The sequence below is a fragment of the Fictibacillus solisalsi genome (assembly GCF_900103485.1).
Classification (GTDB): domain Bacteria; phylum Bacillota; class Bacilli; order Bacillales; family Fictibacillaceae; genus Fictibacillus_C; species Fictibacillus_C solisalsi.
The window spans coordinates 32,022-51,409 of sequence record NZ_FNHW01000007.1 but is presented as its reverse complement, the minus strand read 5'-3'; the positions used below and the strand labels follow the sequence as shown (position 1 = coordinate 51,409).

Genomic DNA, 19,388 nt, shown 5'->3' with positions numbered 1-19,388 from the left:
CAGAAGAAAACGGCAGTTTTTAAAAGTCAATAAGACCAAGACTGATTTGTAACGCTTCATCAACGCGACGCATCATTTCATCGTCCAGATGCGTAATTTTGTCAGTTAGCCTTTGTTTATCAATTGTTCGAATTTGCTCCAGCAAGATAACGGAATCCCGTTCAAATCCGTACTTTTTCGCATTGATCTCTACATGCGTCGGCAGCTTTGCCTTTTGGATTTGTGCTGTGATGGCTGCAACAATAACTGTAGGACTAAATCGGTTACCGATATCATTTTGAATAATTAGAACAGGTCTGATTCCCCCTTGTTCTGATCCAACAACCGGGGAAAGGTCTGCAAAGTAAACGTCTCCGCGTTTTACGATCAAGGGCCTACACCCCGCTAACTAAGCGGTCTACGGTAATTTCAGCTTCCTCCTCTAAAAGAAAGGCTTCTGATGCAATGTTCAGATTAATTTTCGCCATTTCCATATAACCTTGTCTCATAGATTCACGAATGTGACGTTTCTTCTTTTCGCGAATATACATCTTGGTTGCCTGATGGATAAATTCGCTACGGTCCAAATTCTCATTCTTAATCATCCGGTCAATTTCATTAATAATCTGTTGAGGAAGACTGATAACGATCCTCTTTGTGTTCGCCAATTCGGACACACCTACACCTCCAGAGCAAAGCTTCTGCGATTTGCTACGATCATTCTTAACCAAATATAATCTTATCATTTCACCAATTGGTTTGCAAAACGATTTCAGAGTAAAATATTCTTCATGTTTTTTAATAGTCCTGCTAATATTCTGCTAAAAATTTAAAATTACATTCACTTTTTCTAAAATTCGACCCTGTTTCTTATAAATTCGGGGTACACGTGATGTAATTAAACATGGGATTTCGTAGTTTATCGTATCATTTTGAAGTGCTACATCATCCATGGAGATCTTTTCGCTTCCCTGTTCCCCAATGAGGGTGACAAGGTCACCGACCTTCATTTCAAACGGCAGGCGCACCATGCATTGATCCATGCAGATTCTGCCCGCAAACGGAACCTTGATTCCACCCGCAATCGCATGGCCATGATTCGCGTAGCGCCTTTGCCAGCCGTCGGCGTACCCAATCGGAAGGGTGCCAATCCACTCTTCCTCTTTGGCCGTATAGGTGGCACCATAGCTAATCGTATCTCCCGGCTTCACCTTTTTCACATGGACCAGCCGTGTATTTAACGTAAACGCCTCTTTCAGCGGAATCGGCAATACATTCTTAAGTTCGCCCGAAGGCGCCAGTCCGTACATCGAGATTCCGATTCTTGCAATATTAAAGATTTGCTTTGGAAAGCGGAGACTCGCCGCACTGTTCCCGCAATGGATGTACCGTGGCACAGTTCCCCATTCCTTCAGCCAGTCCAGGCTCTCGGAGAACCGTTCGAATTGCTTTTTCACCAGAGGAGATTCCAGTTCATCCGCTGTGGCAAAGTGCGTAAATACTCCTTCCAATTGGAGGAAAGGAGACTTTTCTATCGTTAAAACAAGTTCCTGTGTTTCCTCTTTATCTCTTGTTCCAATCCGGCCCATACCGGTATCCACTTTCAGGTGCAGTGCTACCCGCTGGCCATCCTGCAGGTGGTCCGAGGCTTCCCTCGCCCAGGACGCCTGAAACACAGTGAGCGCAATATGATACTCGGCAGCAAGAACCGCATCTTCCGGCCGTGTTCTGCCCAAAACAAGAATGGGTGCCTTAATTCCTTGTTGTCTGAGGGACACGGCTTCATCCAAAAGCGCCACGGCAAGATATGTCGCACCTGCTTCCAGTGCGGTTTTCGCAACCGGCACAGCTCCATGTCCATAGCCATTGGCTTTGACAACCGCCATAATCTCGGTGGTGTCCGGCAGCAGGTGCCGGAACGAGCGGATATTTTCTTCGATGCAGGACAAATCAATCTCCGCCCAGGTATCTCTATAAAACTCTCCAGTATTCAAACCTATCCGTCCCATCTATCTGTATCATTTCATTCTAATTATTGATCTATTCGTTATTCTACAACATCCTCGGCAATTGTGTAAGAGTAAATAGAATAAAAAAGGCTGATTCACCATAAAGGAATCAGCCGGCCTCTTCTTTTATTATTTTGATCCTTGCGCGGAAACAGAACGGGCGATGGCCATTAGTTCTTCCTGATCCAGAGAGTTGGAGGCTAAAAAGAATTCGGTGCCTTTATACGTCCAGGAGATTGATTTATCATTCATCGCCCCCACTGTGAAGCCAAGATCCACCGGTTCTCCGCCCGGCATTGTCAATCGTTCTCTCTTGGCAGCAGCTGTTTCTACCGCTACATTTTTTCGTTCAATTAATGTAAACGAGTTTTTCTTTTCATCTGTATAGCTGAGGACCACTTGTTTTTCCCCGTCGGCCATGATTTCTTTCTCATTCGTTAATTCAATATTCCCAGGACCCATATATTGCGGGTACAGCACTTCCATTTCTTTTTTTGGCTCACCGGCCTGGCTCATTGCCGGCAGCTCCAGCTGGGCGCCTGTCATGTTCGTTTCCATATCGAAAGCACCTTTATCAAACTTGGCGTTGAACTTGACGTTTTTGAACTCCAGCTTGACCAGTTCCTTAGCATCCTTATCCATCACCCGGACCGAGCTCGGATCCAGGTCCTTATTTAAAATAATTTCCTGCTGATACAGGTTTTTGTTTTGATAGTTGGTTTTGGTATGGAAAACATACGAGTTTTCCTTTGCCTTAAACCCGCGGTCCGTATCATTTAATATATCGGCAGCGAGCGACTCAAACAAGTAAACCTGACTATTATTTTCCGGCCAATCGCTCTGAAACCTGAAACTTTTATTCAGCGCAGGCGTTAATACAAATACACCTTCTTTGTTTCTCAAGATCATCTGGCTCTGGTCCTTTTTGGCGTTTTTCAGGTTCACCCGGTAAAAGTTAGGCTTCTTGTGCCACACTTCAAGATTATACTGCAGCGGTTTTTCGCCGGTATTCAGCGTCATGACGGCATCTGCTTTATAGCCCGTCATTTCTTCCATTTTCTTATCCAGTGACGCTACAACATCTTCCTGGCTTTTTGCTCCGCAGCCTGCCAATCCGAATATGAACAGAAGCGCCATCAAGGATAATGACAGTGTCTTCTTCATTTTCTTATCCCCTTTGCCCTTTATTTTACAAAGGAGGATCACCGCTGTGTCCGACGCCACCAGGATGTCCCTCCCCACCGCATTACACTATATGTGGACAAAAAGGACATTATGCAGACTAGCTTGACAAGCAAGTAAACTTACAAGGCGGTTTCCATAATAACCTGGGCCACCGCAAATTCCTTGGAATGGGAGATGGAAAGATGAACAAGCGCATCCGGACCTGCCACAATGACCGGCTTTCCATTATCATTTTTGGTGATTTCGATATCCTGCCATGACAGGTGCTTGCCGATTCCTGTGCCGAGTGCTTTGGCATAGGCTTCTTTAGCGGCAAAACGGCCGGCCATAAATTCCGCCTGTCGTCTGCCGTTCAGCTTTTCAAACACAGCAAGTTCCCTTTCCGTAAGGATCCGTTCGGGAAAGCGGTGCTGCTTCCGGCACACTTCCTGGATTCTTGTGATTTCAACAATATCAATCCCTGTTCCTATAATCATCAGTTGTTTCCTTTCCGGCATGATATTTCTTATTTGTATTACCATTATGCTAAGATTAATATACTACATTCAGGTGGTGATGCTGGTTGTTTGTAAGAGAGGAGAATTTCAAAACGTTCCTCAGGCTTTATCCAATCATATCGGCCATAACAGGCATTCATTTAATCGTTTTCCTGCTGGCAAACCTCGGACCGCAGGCGGATTTTATTTATTATTACTTTACCGGGTCCAATTACTTTATTTCACAGGGAGAATACTGGCGGCTGTTCACGCCGATTATTACTCACGTCAGTCTTAGCCATGTGCTGTTCAACACGTTTTCTCTAGTGATTTTCGGTCCCGCTTTGGAACGTATACTGGGAAAAGTGAAATTTATCATTGGCTATTTGGGCGCAGGCATTATTGCCGATATCGCTACCTATTTTCTTCTTCCCTTAAACTATGCCCACATCGGAGCGTCCGGTGCCATCTTCGGATTGTTCGGCATTTACCTGTATATCCTGTATGCCCGAAAAGAATATTTAGGGCGTGCAAATAAACAGATTCTCATCGTTGTTTTGGTTTTCAGCCTGATTACCACCTTCACAACGCCCGGCATCAACATCCTTGGCCATTTGTTTGGACTCATTGCAGGCGCGGCCCTTGCCCCAATGTTAATGGCGTTTGTTCCACGACGGAGATAATAACAAAAAAGACACCAAGCCATCATGCTTCGGTGTCTTTTATTATAGATATTTTTTCATTGCTTCCTGAAGGGTGGACAAGAAAGAAAACTCCACTTCTGAATTTAGCTCATGCATTTGCCTTGCATGCTCAGGTTTTACACCGACAATCACGGATTCGATGCCGCCCATATAGGAAAGGGCCCTGAACAGACTCTCCATTTGCTCCAACCCTTCAAGGGTGATAGAACCCACACCGGTAAAATCAAAAAGTATGGTATCAAGATCTTCGCGATACGCATTTTTCAGCGTATTCTCTCTGATCGAATTGATTTTGCGGGAGGTAATGTCCCCAAACATGGGAATCAGAGCCACCTCATCCGACAGCGAAATAAAAGGACCTGACAGCCTGTCAATCTCGTCTATCGCCTGTTCAAGCTCTTCCTTTTTTTCAAACAATTCAAAGTCCGTACTGGACAACCTGCTCTGCAATCGATAAACCATATTTTCAAGGTTTTTGTTTTGCTCGTTTTTTTTGATACAGATCAAGTGGCCATTCAAGTAATGATCCCAAGAGATATAGAGATCAAAAAGCTCCAACGCGTAGTTCTTTGTTTTCATACTGATCTCCATGGGTTGTGTCCCAGAAGAGGTTTGAAGAAAATTTTTCAGCTTTGCCACACCTTCCTCGTCCACAATCGAGGTAATGTTTTCAGTAATCATAAAAAGGGCTTCCGCCTGTTTTGAAAAATTAAGGATGTGGAATTCGGTATTAATTTTAAAATAGGGAACCGGTAATACATAATCAGTAACGGGCATTTTGCTTCTCTCCTGTACTATATACACTAAGCCAGCTGTGAAGCTCCTCCACATCTTTTATAATCACTGTTTTGTTGGAACAGTAAGGCCTGAGATCATACTTTTCTGCCAAACGGCCACCAACCAGGACAGTAGGACCATAATTCAAATCCTCCAATGCTTCCACATAGGTTTTCAGATTAGGCAGGTTATAGGCAATGGAAACTGAAAGCCCGATCACGTCCGGCGTCCACTTTTTTGCCGTATCCACCGTATATTCGAGCGGCAGGTCCGCACCCATGAAACGGGAATGCCAGCCTTCCGCTTCAAATAATCCGGAAACCATTTTAAGACCAAGAGCATGCTGCTCCCCTTCCAGGCATGAAAACATCGCTTTATGGTTTACACTGTGACGGTCCATTGCACTCCTTTGGCCGGGACTGTAATGATATTGGGCCAGAACAAAATCACAAACGGCAGTAGCCAGATGTTCTTCTGCCACTGTAATTTCATTCCTTTCCCATAATTCGCCAATATAGCGCATGGCCGGTGTCAGCAGCTCATTATACAGTTTATATCTTGGGGAGTGCTGAGCAATCTGGCGCAAAAGTTCGATCGCACGCTGCTGATCTCCATTTAAAAGAAACTCTGCGAATTGCTGCGGTGAATGTTGTAGCACGGCAATCCCCCCTTTATGCCTTTTCTTTTAATACCTTTATTCCTACTTCAAGATAAGAGCGATAAGCTGAAATCCTGTCATCATCAGGCATATCGGCCAAAATCTTGTCAATTTCATCAAAGTTATAAATTAAAAGATCGGCTGTCATGCCGAACTTTTCAAGTATTCCATTCAGCCAGCACGCATAGTCCGAAAAAAAGACCGGGTTCTTCAGTTCGTAGGCTGTCTCTAAATGCTTCATATGGTGATGATTATCTTCAATGGCTTTTTTCTTTCCCTTATCTCCGTATCGGTCCTGAAGGTCGGGATAATCTTTGTACATCTTTGTGACTACCTTATTAACAATATCATCTACTGGGATTTGTGTCATGTGGCTACCACCTTGTATTGTTTAACCGCAGGAATAATAGCGGCCAGCTCCTGATCAGGGTATTTCTTTTCCATGTCATGAATGTCCTTGAACTGCTGGCTTCTCACCCATTCCAAATAATGCTCCTTCGTATCAAAGGTCAATTGAACGGTAATTTCCCCCGGCTTTTTTTCATTCTGAAGCAGCAGGAAATCCTGAAAGCCCTCTGCATCATCGACAAGACGGGATCGATTTCTGTATATGTTAATGACTTCTTCCGCTTTTTGTTCTGGTACATCGAAGGTTGAGTGGACAATATACATGCTATACCCCATTTCATGAGTTAGTTATCATTCGTTCTATAAAGTTCAACCAGGATACTTGTTATCCCTTCCCAGTTTATAGAAAACCAGCTTCTTTCCCTATAACATTCGCCCAAGTCTAACAAAAACAGGGAATACCCGCCAGGCTTTTCCACCAGTTGAACAAACCAGGGAAAATTTGAGAGGGAGGGACCGCAAAAAAAGAGAGGGCTTAACCTCTCTTCTTCCACACTTCCCTTTGTTTTCAGTTATACCAATGATAAAATGGCCGTCATCATCAGTAAGATGAAAAGCGTGACCACCAGTATTCTTACTTTCGTGTTAATATCCATAAAAATCCCCAATCTGCCCTATTTGATAAAGGTATAGTTCTTTTCGTATCTTCTCATCCGCTGCAAGGCTCTCCGTCTTTTGTTTCTCATCCGTATCATCACCATCAAAGCAGTAAGCATAAGAAACCCGCTGTAAAAGAAAAGGGCTGTTCTTGTTGTTAACTGAAGGGCAAGCTTGCTGCCGGTCGCTTCTCCTGAAGAATGGGCAGCCACTTGACTGGCTTCCTTTTTCGGGCTCGGCTGGAACAGCTGGACAGCAGCCAGTGAGTCACCCACACTGTTTTTTAGAGTTAATTCTCCCGAAGCCGATACATTTTTAAGCACTTTCTCCCCAATCGGCAGGGTTACTTCAAGGTCCTCTTTTAACGCGTGTTTCTTGCCGGCCGGATCTTCAATCAGTGTGCCTTTGGAAAGCTTCTGCCTTTGGAAATGGCTGAAACCGTAATCAAATAATGAAGTTGTATCGCTGTACGCCTCCCTGGAGGTACGCGCTTTTAAAACAACTGCAATAAAGTCCATGCCATCCCTGGATACCGAGGTTACCAGTGTATGCTTAGACTTGTCCACATATCCGTTTTTCACCCCGGTCGTTCCTGGATAATCCCAAAGCAGGCGGTGGTGGTTCACGAGTGTAGTATCCCATCCCTTCACATGCCAGGGAAGGTTCTTGATCTTTACAATCCTTCGAAATTCACTGTTTTTCATGGCGTATTGTGTGATCTTTGCCATGTCTTCGGCCGTGGTGTAGTGATCCGGATTATACAGTCCGTTCGGCGTCACAAAATGGGTATGCCTGGCCCCGGCCTTTTTGGCAAATTCATTCATTTTGTCGGCAAATGAAGGTACATCTCCAGCAAGATATTCTGCAATAGCAACCGCTGCATCATTACCAGAATTAACCATCATTCCTTCAACAAGTTTTCGCAATGGCATCTGTTCACCCTCGTTTAAATAGACGCGGGTCCCTTCTGCCAATGTTGCATTTTTGCTGACCGTCACGGTTTCATCCATTTCTCCGGAATCGATGGCAAGGATGGCTGTAACGATTTTGGTAATGCTTGCTGGATACATTTTTTTATTATCCTTTTTATTATAAAGGACATTTCCTGTTTTTTGGTCAATTAAAATCGCGCTTTGGCTCTTAATGTGGGGTGCTTTTTCTTGTTCAGCAAACACTGGCGCAGCTGGCGCCAGCAGTCCTGAAAGAAAGCAGAGGGAAACAATGGTGTGGAAAAATTTCTTCATTTGCCGCTAACAACTCCCGTCTTCAAACTACTACCTTTCTAAAGTGTTCGAACTAAACCTTACACTAATAATGGTCAGGCGAACAGTTTTCGTGTTATTTTTTCATAACATGTTAACATTCGACAAAAGACGGCAAAACTCTTCTTTTTTTGCAAAAAATTAGCGGCAAATTTTTCAGTGGTCTATTTAAAGCGGCTCTTTCGGCTGCGGCTCTTTAGCAAGTCGCCGGTCCATCCCTTCATTCTAAGCCAGATATAAATGCTCGCGATCGAAAGACCGATGAGACCCAGGGCAATCGCGTATCCTGCTTTCCAATCGAGTTCTGGCATGTTTCGAAAGTTCATTCCCCAGATGGAGCCAAGCATCATCCCTGGTGTGAAAATGACGGTCATAACGGTCAGTGTTTTCATGATTTCATTTCCCCGATGTGAAGAAAGCACCTCCTCGAGCTTCAGCATCGTGTCAATATCGTGCTGATAGTGGTTGATGAGATTTAGCGTACGTTCAATTCTGACGCTTGTCCTCCTGTACTCGGACGTTTCGGTAATTTCATCAAGAAAGGCTTCCTCTGCCGCAAGCTTGATTTCTTCAACCGGTATCGTTAAATCTGTCCAAATCAACAGTTCTTGTCGCAGATTATAAATGCGGTCCATGAGATTATGGCTATTGTTTTGCTTTAATTCGTATTGCAATTCATTCAGCTTGTACTCGAAATGATCAATTCCATCCAAATAATTGTTGAGCACTTCCCCCAGCAGGATAAAAAAACCTTCAATCGCCGTTTTGCATTGATGCATCTGCCGGATCATGTCTTTTTTGTTGGTCCGGTCCAGCCGGACAATCTCCAATCCCACCGTCACAAAATACGACCGGGTGATATAAAAATGAAAGTGGTCATGATCAAATTCCTCTTCTTCTTTTTCATAAATCAGGCAGCCATGGAGAACCGCTTCATTTCCATGATTTTCAATTCGAAGATAATTCGTATTTTGTTCCTCTACATTTTCCAGCCACTGCGTACAATCCGGCAGTTTATGAACCATCTCTTTGATGCGTTCTGCTTTATGATCCATGGATTCTATTTCATACCATTTCCAGTTTTCCAAGAAACGATGGTTCATCTGATCTCTTCCTTTCTAAACGTGAACCTACAGCGAAAAGTCTGTTGCTCCCTTTTGTTTTGCCCAGCTCAGGCATTTCTGAACCAATTGCTGCCGGAGCTGGCTTTCACATGAAGGTGCACACAAATGCGTAATGGCCGCGGTGGGCCTTTCCGTTATTGAAGCCGGGTCTTTTTTGGTCAGTCTCACAACCGCATAACCGTGTATCGCTCCCTCTTCCTCCGCCACAAACACCTCCACATCCTCACGCTGCAGCGAAGAACTCCATTGCTCCCGGGACCATTCATCCATGATTTTCTCCGTGTTTCCCACGAGTTCTTTCATATTTTGAAAATCGCCAGTTGTTCCTTTACGAATGGATTGGCTCATCGTTTTCCTCCAATAACAGGTTTTCTTTTCTATGCGAAAAATCTCCTTATTTACGTTTACTCACAAATTTCCCCTATGAAGCCCTTCCTGAAACTCTGCCTGATATGTTGTGTTTCTTCTATATAATAATGTGTTCGTCCGCTTATGAAAAAATCCTGCTGGAGGTACCAGCAGGATTGTCGTTCACTATTATTATGATATTTTTTTACTGCACACGATTTTTCGGTTGCAGTGATCCCAGGTGAACAGGGTTTTGCTGTCCTGCTGCAAGAGGGAGAGTGAAGAACTCGTGCATTCCACCACTTGAGAATTCGGTATGGTATGTGTGATTTGCTGTCCGGTGTTAAGATCCACGTAAACGATCTTTTCCGATTTTCCTGTCGCAAGATCAAGTTCATACACCATGATTTCGTTCTCCACATGGTATAGGGCTCGGGGAGAAATGCTAAGCGGATACTCCCTGATCACCTTTTCCTTATTGTTCAGCACGATGATTTTCTTTGGATCCCCATTCAAAATGGGCGCAGCAGAGATATAAACTTCTTCACCGATACAGAGAATATCAGTCGGTGCTATATTTTTTCCAAGGTTTACCCTTTTTTTCTTGTCGCCTTTGATAACGTAGAGGACAGCCTGATCTTCCTCTACGATGTAACAGGAAACATATAGCGTACCGTTGTTCTTTTCCACTTCCCACAGATAACCGTTCACTTTCCACTCCTTCAAAAGCTCGGGATCATCCTTGGAGAAGATCAGGATAGAGCCTTTGGACCCATCTCCTTCGCAGGCCACCACCACGCTATCCTCAAATTCATAAAAGTTCGGACGTCCGTTCACTGGGTGACAGAGGCGCTTCTTCGTTTCATGGTTATGAGTATAGATGGTATGGCGTCTTGATTTTGTTCCTTCAACCTGGCTCACCCAGTAATTTTTATGGTTGTCTTTATAAACATCGATATATGTTTGTGGATCATTCCATTGCAGAGTCGAAGGGTTCCCGGCTGTATCTGGATCATTCGAGACATATAGCAGTTCCTTGATGTCTGATTTTTTTGCTGATAATGAAAACATTTTTGCCATTATGTTCTCCTCCATTTCTAAATGGCCGGTATAACTTTCTTACCATCCGGACAAGTCTGTTAATTTATTTTTAATTGGTAAATCTAGCAAAAAGCAATTATTATCTGTTATATTTATCTTACCAGACATTTCTGTGGGTATGTATTGGGAAAAGTAGTAGTATTGGTACTTGATTAATGGGGGGTTTGCATGACAATTTTCCCAAGTTCGGAAAGGGGGATTATATGGTCGGTCAAAGAATAAGATATTATAGAAAAACCAAAGGCCTAACCCAGGAAGAACTGGCTCAGGGAATCTGTTCAGTGTCCTACTTGAGCAAGATTGAGAAAGGGGATGCAAAGTCCAGCGAAGAGGTTATTAATCTCCTTTGTGACAAGCTGGGTATTTCGTCCGAGGAAGTGGACAGCAACGAGATCCTGGAGATGCTCAATGAGTGGAATATGATGATGGTGAACCGCCGTTTTGATGAGGCGGAAGAGTTCTATGAAACGGTTCAGGAGAAAATGCAACACGTTTCTGAGCCCGAACTCATCCTTAGATACGAACTATTTTTAGCACGAAAATATATAGTAAGTAATGAGCCGGATTTATCGCATCCAGACATAATTTTATCAAAAATCAAGGAATTACAGGAGCAACTAACTCAAGAGTTAAAATTTTATTATAACCAGATTTTATCAATGTTTTATTACTTTAAAACGGACTATAAAAATGCGTTGTCCCACCTCCAGGAAGCAGAAAAGTTAATGTCTGTCATTAACATCGAAGATATGGAGCGGGCTGTAGTTTTTTATCAACTAGCTTTATGTTATGGCCAAATTTTCAGAATTAGTTCTGTAAATTATTATGCATATAAAGCTATTAATATATTCGATAAAGAATATAATTATAGCAGGAGTGCTGATTGTCAAATTCTTTTGGCTATTAGTAATAGGAGAGTCAGAAATTATGTTCAAGCTGAATACCATTTGAATCAAGCCTTAAAGTATTCAAAAACATTTAAAGATGACTTTACCTCCGGTGTCATTTTTCATAACTTAGGATATCTGGCTTCTTGCAGAAATGAACACCAAAAAAGTATCCAATTCTTGGAAAAGAGCCTCTTGTTCAAAAAAGACCTTTCAGATGTTACGAAAATCGCTACGATTTTTTTAATGGCAAGTGAATATTATGAGTTAGAGGATTATAATTCTTCTGAAAAATGGTTGACACAGGGGCAGAAAATACTTAATAAATATCCACATCATGAGTATGAATATCATTACAAAATTTTAATGCTCAAAATTAAAAAAGATCATGATGAACTTATATCATACTTAGCCAAAGAGGCTGTTCCTTATTTTGATAAACAGCATCTACTTGAAAGTTATGCAACCTATTCAGAATTACTTGCTGATTTATACTTTGAACATTCACAATATAAAAAAGCTAGCTTATATTATAGAGTTTCTAATAATGCAAGGAAAAATATCCTATAAAAATTGAAAAGGTGGATTAAAATGAAAAAAATATTAGCTGGTTTATTTATCGCGGGAGGCCTTCTGGGAATATTTAGCTTTTCTCAAGATACTGCGAGAGATGAACTTCCAAATCCAAGATTAGTAGCAAGAGATGAACTTCCTGGTCTTAGTATTGCTGCTGTTATGGATGAACTTCCTGGTTTAAGTTCACGCGGCGTAGCTAGGGACGAACTTCCTGGACTAAGATCTAATGCAGCTATGGATGAACTTCCTGGTTTAAGTACAAACGCTTGATCTAATTATCTCCCAATATAAACCCTCGTTCCAAGCGGAACCATTCTGGACAGTTCGAGTACGTCTTTATTGAACATTCGAATGCATCCTTTTGAGACGAATTTCCCAATGGACGATGGGTTATTGGTGCCATGGATGCCATAGTGCGGGGCGGAAAGCCCCATCCACATGACACCAAACGGACCACCGGGATTAGGCTGCTTATTAATTATTGTATACGTTCCCACAGGCGTAGGAGTAAGCATCTTCCCCACTGCAATAGGATATCGCCTAATGGTTCTGCCGTTTTGCGTAACTGCCATTCTTTTTTTACCTACAGAAATAAAGATTTGATACGCCAATTGAACCACCTCCACTGTTACAGTATGTCAGTGGAAGTGGTTCTGTTTGTATCGCCGCAAGCTTTAGGCTTTTTGGTGAAGGTAACAGCTTTCCTCATGCTGCGCGGGCATCATTCCGGTCGCCATCAGAAAGCTTTCCGCTGTGGTTAAGCCGAAATGTTTAAACGTTCGTTTAAGGATTTTCTGCTTCTCAGCCGTATCCTCCGGCAATTGTTGAAAGAAGGCATCCAATCCGCCATACTTCTTGATCAGTTCATCGCACCGCCTGGCGTTTTCAATCGTCGCTTCAATTTTTCTTCTGTGTCTCACAATTCCTTCGTTATTCATCAAGCTCGCTATGTCGTCTTCCGCCATTGCCTTGACGTGCTGAATATCAAATTGGGCAAAGGCTTTTCTGAAATTTTCACGTTTATGTAGGATTGTCCTCCAGCTCAGCCCCGCTTGGAACATTTCAAGTGTGAGGCACTCAAATAATTTGTTATCGTCTGTTACAGATACTCCCCATTCTTTATCATGATACGTGGAAAGCATCTCGCTCTCCGTGCTCCATTTACATCTTACCTTGTTCTCCATTAGCCGTTCCTCCTGTATAAAACAAAACCTGGCCGGTCAGGTCAGGTTTTTCGTGTTAATCTGTTTTTCGGATGTCTTTGAATGGATAAATGACCACTTCGGATTTGCCCTCAATGGAATCGATATTAATCAGACCAAGGCCGTTTCGGGAATCCATACTGTTCAGCCGGTTATCCCCCATAACAAAACATTTTCCTTTGGGAATTTTAATTGGGCCAAAGTCTTCTGTTAAATAAACACCGAGGGTTCTTGCCTGTTTTTTATTCTGGTTCAAATACGGTTCTTTCACGGGCTTTCCATTGACCAAAAGCTTATCTTTCTTTACCTGGATGGTATCGCCTTCCACTCCGATCACACGCTTTACATAGCGTTTGTCCTCGCCTTTGATGATAACGATGTCACCGACTTTCGGCTCGGTTACAGAGTAGATGATTTTGTTGACATAGAGTTTATCGTGATTATGCAATGTTGGAGACATAGAAGCTCCCTCAACCATATAAGGCGCGAAGAAAAAAGTTTTAATAATATAAACAAGAACAAGAGCAAAGACAATGGACTTAATCCAGCTGAAGAGTTCATTCCCTTTTTTCTCTTTTTGCTCCATACGGTTCACACCTTTCTTCATTAAGATTGAAACAAATTTCCAACGGTTTATCTTCTTATTGTACCGTATAGTTTATAAAATGGTCACGCACTTTATGTCCAACTCCCACTGCGTTATGGCCGGTATGGATACCTATCCCTTATTGTAACAAAAAGGGAGCAGACGCAATCACTTTTGAAAGATTTTACAAATTTATTCTAGGTATTACTAAGTAATATAAAGTGATTCCCATCTAAAAAACCGGAAGAAGTCCTCTTCCGGTCTTCCTATTATTCTTCAATGAATTCAACCCAGCCGCCCTCCGGAAGTTCATAAAAAACCGTCTTCCAGCCATTGTTTAAAAGAAACGGCCCCTCCAAAGGGAGAAAACCCTCGTTCTGTAACCGGTGAATCATGTCCTCTATGCAGTCAATTTGAAAAGCGGTATGGGCACCGTCATCCTGATTTTTTTTCTGCTGAATCAGTTCAATCTTTTGTTCATCATTTCCGACAAACAGAAGGGTCTCCCCCTCCCACTCCGTTTCAATGATAACCTTCATATTGAATGCCTTTAGATAAAAATCTGCAGCTTCCCCCAGGTTTCGGACGACAATTCCGTAATGATGAACTCCGGCCGTTTTCATTCTAAATGATCAAATTCATGTCGCCGAACTCATGCCAGAAATATTTTTGACCGATGGCTTCCTTATAGGAGACATGAAGGTGCTGGGGAGAGACAAAAGCAGAAAGAAGGTCGAGATGGCTCGCTTCTGGTTCATGCAGTCCGGTAATCAGTCCGTCTGCCACTTGAAGCTTCGTCGCCCCTGTAATATATAAGTTGGTCCAGCCTCTGGCTGCTTTTAAATGGCCTTTGGTATCAACAGCTGATTCCAAAGCACGGACAACGGTGGTTCCCACTGCGATCACTTTATGGCCATTTCTTTTGGCCTTCCGAATTGCTGCCGCCGTTTTTTCCGGAATGCTGTACTCCTCCAGGTTTTCCCTTGGTTCCAGATGCCATTTATCGTCCATTAAATAACTCAAACCGGTATGCAGTTCAACATACTCAATTCTTACCCCTTTTTTCTGAAGGCGAAAAAGGAGCTCCCAGCTGAATGCACGTCCGGCTGAGGGCATTTCCACCGAACCTGGAGACGTTGCAAATACCGTTTGGTAATAATCCAGGTCCCACGGTGTTTCGATGTATTCATAACGTACTGGCTGTCCGATTTGGTAGATCTGATCATAAAGAGCGGTGCAGCACAGGTTAAATGCCAGTAGGGAGAAGGGTCTGTCGGTTGCTGCTGTTACAACCGTTGCGGTCAATACAGGAGAAAAGTGAATGGTGTCACCTGATTTCACCTCGTCAGCAAGTATGAGAGCTTCCCAGTTTTGATCACTCTTTTTGTGCGCCAGCCGTACCTCGGCCACTGTGCCATCCGCTAAATTTCCTTTTAGGACTGCCGGTATGGTTCGGCTCGCATTCAGCACAAGAACATCTCCCGCCTGTAAATAATGATCCAGTTTGTAGAAATGCGAATGAGTGGTGGTTCCCTCTTTTTTATCAATCACCATCATTTTTACATAATCCCGGCGGATGCCCCGCCGCTCAGGCGGCATGCTGGCATTTAATTCGTCGGGAAGAACAAAAGAAAGAGCTGCGCTCATCACTGCCCACTTCCTTCTAGAGTGAATTCCTGGGCACTGAATCGTTTTCCGTTTTCTTTGGATGCGTCAGATGCCAGGTATCCGAACACATGGACAAGGTCATGAGGATTTGCCAGTTCGTAATCACAGTCCGGGACGGCCATGGCGTGCATTTCTGTATCCATTTCCCCCGGGTCAACCATGTTGACTCTCACTCCGGTCTCGCCTACCTCGTCTGCCCAAGTTTCAGTCAACCCTTCCAGCGCAAACTTGGAAATGCCATACGCCCCCCAGCCTGCAAACCCGGTATGCCCCGCTTCGGATGTAACGTTAATGATACTGCCGCTGTTCCGCTTTAGCATGGCAGGAAGCACACGCCTTGTCACAAGAAACGGCCCGAGAGAATTAACACGGATAACTTCAGCAAAATCTTCTTCCGGATAGTCCAAGAGATAAGGCATCGGGCTCGGTCCGAGCATGGAAGCGTTGTTAATCAATACATCAATGTGCCCGAAATGCTCCTCTGTCAGTGCCACAAACCGTTCCACGTCCTTGGATTCCGAAACGTCAGCGGTCACCGCAAGAACATCTGCTCCGTACGCCTCTGCCTCCTTTTTCACTTCCTGCAGTGGACCTTGTCTTCTTGCGCAAATCGCCAGGTCGTTTCCTTCCTTTGCAAAATAAAGAGCAAGCGCCTTTCCTAACCCCTGTGAAGCTCCAGTAATCATTACTACTTTTTTCATCGTTGTTACCTCCTTTTTATACTTTTTATACATTTTTGTTTAATAAGTATCTTAATTATAATTGTTTGAAATTTCTAACGTCAACCTTTTTTATTTCGCTTTTTCCGACAAAAGAAAAAAACCCTTATCTCTCAAGGGTTTTCACGTGCTTATTTTAAATAGAAAGAAGCTCCATCAATCACTTCTGCCTCTTTTCTCTCTTTAATGTCCTCCATTAGCTGAAACAGTGCTTTATCCTTGCTTTTCGCTTCTATCATGCAGTCGACTTGCTGAACACTTCCCTTTATTCCGTCCAGGAAACGAAAAAGCATATCCGGATCAACAAAGTCCGCATGGTGCCGGAATTCCTTTTCACTCTTCGGGCTGGAAATATGAATTTTTAGCGGCAGAGGGGAATGAGACCATGTATGGACTACCCTCTCCCAGTTCTCCTGCCAATTTTCATTATTATGGTGGGCGAGATGATGATGATAATCAAAGACCAGAGGAATCCCCAGTTTTTCACAAAGATACAGAGTGTCTTCAAGCGTAAACGAGGAGTCGTCATTTTCAAGCATGATCATCTCCTGAAGCCGGTGGGGTACATACATCCAGTTATGAATAAAACGCTCAAGTGCCACATCCGTTTCCTTGTAGTTTCCGCCAACATGCATGACACAGCGGTGGACCGGATCAATGTTCATGCCCTGCAGGATTTTATAATGAAGGTTAAGCGTTTGTATTGAATTCTTTAAAATTTCATCCTTCGGGGAATTAATCAGCACAAAATGATCCGGATGGAAATCAAGCCTCATCTCATGCTTTTTTGCGAAATCTCCAACTTCCCGAAGTGACTCTTTTAATGGCAGCATGTATTTCCAGTCGAGCAATTCCTTATGGTTGGCCAGCGGAATCAGCCGGGATGTCATTCTATAAAAATGGATGTCATTGGCGGCATTGTGCCTTAACAGACGAAGCGTGTTCTCCAGGTTGGATTTTGCGATCCGTTCCAGTTTTCTTAGTGCTGCCCCGCGGTCCTCAATCTGGGAAAAACGGGCATAGGTCATCGTTTGGGATGGAGAGGCATTCTGCAGCTCCATGCTCATCGCTACATAGCCAAGTCGGACTTTTGTCATGCTGTCACCTCATTTCTACTAACAGTATGTCCCAAAAAAGTATTTCTTTTATCAGACGTGTTATAGACAAATTCTTGAAACAGGTATATATTCGATGGCAGAACAATAAAAGACAGAGGGATAACAGGATGGAAAAAAGGAAGTTTTACCTTATATTAATCTCATTAAGTATCGTAACGATTATCTGGGGCCTCAATGTCATTATGATTAAATACCTTTCAGGAATTTTCCCTGTTGTGCAGCTGTCTGCCTGGAGAATTTCAATGGCCGCGCTATGCTTGCTTATTTTTACCTATTCCAAATGGAAACCAGGAATCAAAAAGCTGCCGTTGTCTGCCTGGGGACTCATCTTTCTGGTCGGCTTTACCTCGATCTTCCTGCATCAGCTTTTGATCTCACAGGGACTGCGGTTTACGTCAGGCTCAGCCGGTTCACTCATCCTTGGGCTAAACCCGCTGACCACTTCTCTTTTGGCCATGCTGTTACTTGGTGATCAGTTCAACCTTAAACGCTTTATCGGCATCGGACTCGGCTTTACAGGCGTCCTTATTGTCGTCGGCCATCCCGGTTCAGCCGGAACAGATCCTGCAAAAGGGAACCTGATTGTATTTCTCTCCATGCTTGCTTATGTAGCTGGCGGCCTGTTGATCAAACAAGCGGTAAAACAGGCATCCGTCTTTCAGGTAACGACCTTCAGCCACATGTTTGGCGCATTGCTTTTACTGATCATGTGGTTCCTGTTTCCCGTGGAGCCGTCGGTTTATCATGCAAACTTTTTTGCTTTTGAAGTGATGGCATTCTCCGGCTGTATTGCAACCGCTCTTTGCACGTCCTGGTGGAACATGGCGATCTCAGAGATTGGTCCAAGCAAAACCACCTTATTTTTAAACGTCATGCCCATCAGTTCCTTGTTCTTCGCCGCGCTTTTCCTGAGTGAAAAGATCCACTGGTATCATACGCTCGCCCTTTTGCTCATTGTGGCAGGCATTTACCTCGGACTGGCCCGCCAGAAAAGCACAGGCCCACCGGCGAAATCCGTCAATATCAATAAAGCTATGTAAAAAAAACTGCCTGGAATCCAGGCAGTTTTCGTTTTGTATTTAATTCAGATCAATATCACCGGTATCGGTTTTAATCCTGATTTCCGGACCGCCTTTTCCCGCTTTTCCTTCCGCTCTATGGTCGCTTTTCTCTAAATAAGAGACTTTCCATTCCGGGGAGACGGTAATATCACCGGTAGAGGAAGAAGCTTCAAGTTCCATGGAGGCAGGAGGCTGTTCCATGGTGAGACCCACATCCCCGGTGTCGGTCTCAATATGGACATTCCTTAAGGCGCTTTCCATGGTCAGTTCTTCTATATCTCCCGTAGCCGTTTTTATGGCTACCTTCGCATGTTTTGATATTCCCCCGCCTTTTATATCACCGGTATCGGTTTTTAAATCGATGCTGGAGCCCTTATATTCATTGAAGGAGAGATCCCCTGTATCACTTTCTGCCTTCAGTCTGTTTACCTTAAACACCCCTGTAGCTTGAATGTCACCCGTATCTGTTTCAATCTCTGCCTGGTCCGCTGTTACGCTGGGAAAGCTGACGTCTCCCGTGTCAGTAGATACCTTGAACTGATGATACGATTTAGCAGGAAGATAGACTGTAAGTTTCGGACTTCTATGAAAACCAAACATAAAAAGACGATTTTCTTCAACGACCTGAATATCCAGCTCTCCGCCATTCTGTTCAGCTTTCAGGGTGTAGTCGTCCTCATTCCCTCTTTGACCTTCGAGCACAACCTTCGCATCTTCCGTGTCTGATTCTTTAACCAGTAGATCTGCGGTATTGGATTTTATCGTTATAGATTTGACCGCATCTGCAGGAAGTGTTTTCTCATCATATAAATCTCGTGTTTTGCTTTTTTCAAAGGAAAAAACAGAAGGTTCTGATGCAGCATAAACACTCCACATCCCAATCAGCCCGACTCCCAGGCAAAACGCCGCAATGACTGCCAGCTTTTTCAATATTGAATTCATC

24 protein-coding genes and 1 pseudogene are annotated in these 19,388 nt (G+C 43.6%); 4 read left to right on the top strand and 21 right to left on the bottom strand.

All coding sequences use genetic code 11. From position 1 onward, the window contains the following. Positions 1–19 precede the first annotated feature (19 nt). The 5 genes from ndoA to acpS all read right to left on the bottom strand — a co-directional run bounded on the left by ndoA (position 20) and on the right by acpS (position 3,649). Positions 20–370, bottom strand: a complete 351-nt coding sequence (gene ndoA, locus BLT53_RS23085) for a type II toxin-antitoxin system endoribonuclease NdoA (RefSeq protein WP_007200228.1) — start codon at positions 368–370, stop codon at positions 20–22. A gap of 4 nt (positions 371–374) precedes the next feature. Next, complete coding sequence (locus BLT53_RS23080) at positions 375–656, bottom strand: CopG family ribbon-helix-helix protein (RefSeq protein WP_061975875.1); 282 nt, start codon at positions 654–656, stop codon at positions 375–377. Between the two features lie 144 nt (positions 657–800). Continuing rightward, positions 801–1,988 carry an alanine racemase gene (gene alr, locus BLT53_RS23075; protein ID WP_090239410.1) on the bottom strand — a complete coding sequence of 396 codons (1,188 nt, stop codon included), beginning with the start codon at positions 1,986–1,988 and terminating at the stop codon, positions 801–803. A 129-nt stretch (positions 1,989–2,117) separates the two neighbouring features. Further along, positions 2,118–3,152 (bottom strand): LolA family protein, encoded by a 1,035-nt coding sequence (locus tag BLT53_RS23070; RefSeq protein ID WP_090239434.1) that lies wholly within the window; start codon positions 3,150–3,152, stop codon positions 2,118–2,120. Between the two features lie 140 nt (positions 3,153–3,292). Next, a complete protein-coding gene (gene acpS / locus BLT53_RS23065) occupies positions 3,293–3,649 on the bottom strand; it encodes a holo-ACP synthase (RefSeq protein WP_090239407.1) in 357 nt (118 codons plus the stop codon). Positions 3,650–3,735: 86 nt separating this feature from the next. Here acpS and BLT53_RS23060 point away from each other — a divergent pair, with 86 nt between their 5' ends. Further along, a complete protein-coding gene (locus BLT53_RS23060; RefSeq protein WP_090239405.1) occupies positions 3,736–4,332 on the top strand; it encodes a rhomboid family intramembrane serine protease in 597 nt (198 codons plus the stop codon). 42 nt (positions 4,333–4,374) lie between these two features. Here the strand turns inward: BLT53_RS23060 and BLT53_RS23055 are convergent, their stop codons facing one another. The 8 genes from BLT53_RS23055 to BLT53_RS23020 form a co-directional block, all read right to left on the bottom strand. After that, positions 4,375–5,130 carry an STAS domain-containing protein gene (locus BLT53_RS23055; RefSeq protein WP_090239402.1) on the bottom strand — a complete coding sequence of 252 codons (756 nt, stop codon included), beginning with the start codon at positions 5,128–5,130 and terminating at the stop codon, positions 4,375–4,377. After that, positions 5,117–5,788: a cobalamin B12-binding domain-containing protein gene (locus BLT53_RS23050; protein WP_090239399.1), complete on the bottom strand. Its 672-nt coding sequence runs from the start codon at positions 5,786–5,788 to the stop codon at positions 5,117–5,119. Before BLT53_RS23050 ends, BLT53_RS23055 begins: the two co-directional genes overlap by 14 nt. A gap of 13 nt (positions 5,789–5,801) precedes the next feature. After that, the gene (locus tag BLT53_RS23045; protein ID WP_244520551.1) at positions 5,802–6,158 is read right to left on the bottom strand and encodes a hypothetical protein; all 357 of its coding nucleotides are present in this window, start codon (positions 6,156–6,158) and stop codon (positions 5,802–5,804) included. Continuing rightward, entirely contained in the window at positions 6,155–6,460 is a 306-nt protein-coding gene (locus BLT53_RS23040; protein WP_090239396.1) for an antibiotic biosynthesis monooxygenase family protein, read from the bottom strand. Before BLT53_RS23040 ends, BLT53_RS23045 begins: the two co-directional genes overlap by 4 nt. A gap of 350 nt (positions 6,461–6,810) precedes the next feature. Then, entirely contained in the window at positions 6,811–8,037 is a 1,227-nt protein-coding gene (locus BLT53_RS23035; protein ID WP_090239394.1) for a D-alanyl-D-alanine carboxypeptidase family protein, read from the bottom strand. A gap of 182 nt (positions 8,038–8,219) precedes the next feature. After that, a complete protein-coding gene (locus tag BLT53_RS25260; protein ID WP_090239391.1) occupies positions 8,220–9,158 on the bottom strand; it encodes a magnesium transporter CorA family protein in 939 nt (312 codons plus the stop codon). A gap of 27 nt (positions 9,159–9,185) precedes the next feature. Further along, complete coding sequence (locus BLT53_RS23025) at positions 9,186–9,527, bottom strand: GNAT family N-acetyltransferase (protein WP_090239389.1); 342 nt, start codon at positions 9,525–9,527, stop codon at positions 9,186–9,188. Positions 9,528–9,719: 192 nt separating this feature from the next. Continuing rightward, complete coding sequence (locus BLT53_RS23020; RefSeq protein WP_090239387.1) at positions 9,720–10,607, bottom strand: hypothetical protein; 888 nt, start codon at positions 10,605–10,607, stop codon at positions 9,720–9,722. Positions 10,608–10,831: 224 nt separating this feature from the next. On the opposite strand from BLT53_RS23020, the gene BLT53_RS23015 reads away from it, so the two are divergent. Together BLT53_RS23015 and BLT53_RS23010 are read left to right on the top strand one after the other, a co-directional pair. After that, a complete protein-coding gene (locus BLT53_RS23015) occupies positions 10,832–12,085 on the top strand; it encodes a helix-turn-helix domain-containing protein (protein ID WP_170834483.1) in 1,254 nt (417 codons plus the stop codon). A 21-nt stretch (positions 12,086–12,106) separates the two neighbouring features. Next, positions 12,107–12,361: a hypothetical protein gene (locus BLT53_RS23010; RefSeq protein ID WP_090239382.1), complete on the top strand. Its 255-nt coding sequence runs from the start codon at positions 12,107–12,109 to the stop codon at positions 12,359–12,361. A 5-nt stretch (positions 12,362–12,366) separates the two neighbouring features. Here BLT53_RS23010 and BLT53_RS23005 read toward each other — a convergent pair. The 7 genes and pseudogenes from BLT53_RS23005 to uvsE all read right to left on the bottom strand — a co-directional run. Then, a pseudogene (locus BLT53_RS23005) lies at positions 12,367–12,702 on the bottom strand (L,D-transpeptidase); the annotation flags it as partial. A 63-nt stretch (positions 12,703–12,765) separates the two neighbouring features. Then, positions 12,766–13,275: a DNA-3-methyladenine glycosylase I gene (locus BLT53_RS23000; RefSeq protein ID WP_090239377.1), complete on the bottom strand. Its 510-nt coding sequence runs from the start codon at positions 13,273–13,275 to the stop codon at positions 12,766–12,768. A gap of 55 nt (positions 13,276–13,330) precedes the next feature. Then, a complete protein-coding gene (lepB, locus tag BLT53_RS22995) occupies positions 13,331–13,879 on the bottom strand; it encodes a signal peptidase I (RefSeq protein ID WP_090239374.1) in 549 nt (182 codons plus the stop codon). Positions 13,880–14,148: 269 nt separating this feature from the next. Continuing rightward, positions 14,149–14,502, bottom strand: a complete 354-nt coding sequence (locus tag BLT53_RS22990) for a VOC family protein (protein ID WP_090239372.1) — start codon at positions 14,500–14,502, stop codon at positions 14,149–14,151. Position 14,503: 1 nt separating this feature from the next. Beyond that, positions 14,504–15,526: an S-adenosylmethionine:tRNA ribosyltransferase-isomerase gene (locus tag BLT53_RS22985; RefSeq protein WP_090239369.1), complete on the bottom strand. Its 1,023-nt coding sequence runs from the start codon at positions 15,524–15,526 to the stop codon at positions 14,504–14,506. Then, entirely contained in the window at positions 15,526–16,248 is a 723-nt protein-coding gene (locus BLT53_RS22980; RefSeq protein WP_090239366.1) for an SDR family NAD(P)-dependent oxidoreductase, read from the bottom strand. The genes BLT53_RS22985 and BLT53_RS22980 overlap by 1 nt, the downstream gene beginning before the upstream one ends. A 149-nt stretch (positions 16,249–16,397) precedes the next feature. After that, positions 16,398–17,363, bottom strand: a complete 966-nt coding sequence (gene uvsE / locus BLT53_RS22975; protein ID WP_090239363.1) for a UV DNA damage repair endonuclease UvsE — start codon at positions 17,361–17,363, stop codon at positions 16,398–16,400. 128 nt (positions 17,364–17,491) lie between these two features. Here uvsE and BLT53_RS22970 point away from each other — a divergent pair, with 128 nt between their 5' ends. Then, positions 17,492–18,424: a DMT family transporter gene (locus tag BLT53_RS22970; RefSeq protein WP_170834482.1), complete on the top strand. Its 933-nt coding sequence runs from the start codon at positions 17,492–17,494 to the stop codon at positions 18,422–18,424. 39 nt (positions 18,425–18,463) lie between these two features. On the opposite strand, the gene BLT53_RS22965 is transcribed toward BLT53_RS22970, so the two are convergent. Beyond that, on the bottom strand, positions 18,464–19,387 hold the full coding sequence (locus BLT53_RS22965) for a DUF4097 family beta strand repeat-containing protein (RefSeq protein ID WP_090239358.1): 924 nt from the start codon (positions 19,385–19,387) through the stop codon (positions 18,464–18,466). Between the last annotated feature and the right edge of the window lies 1 nt (position 19,388).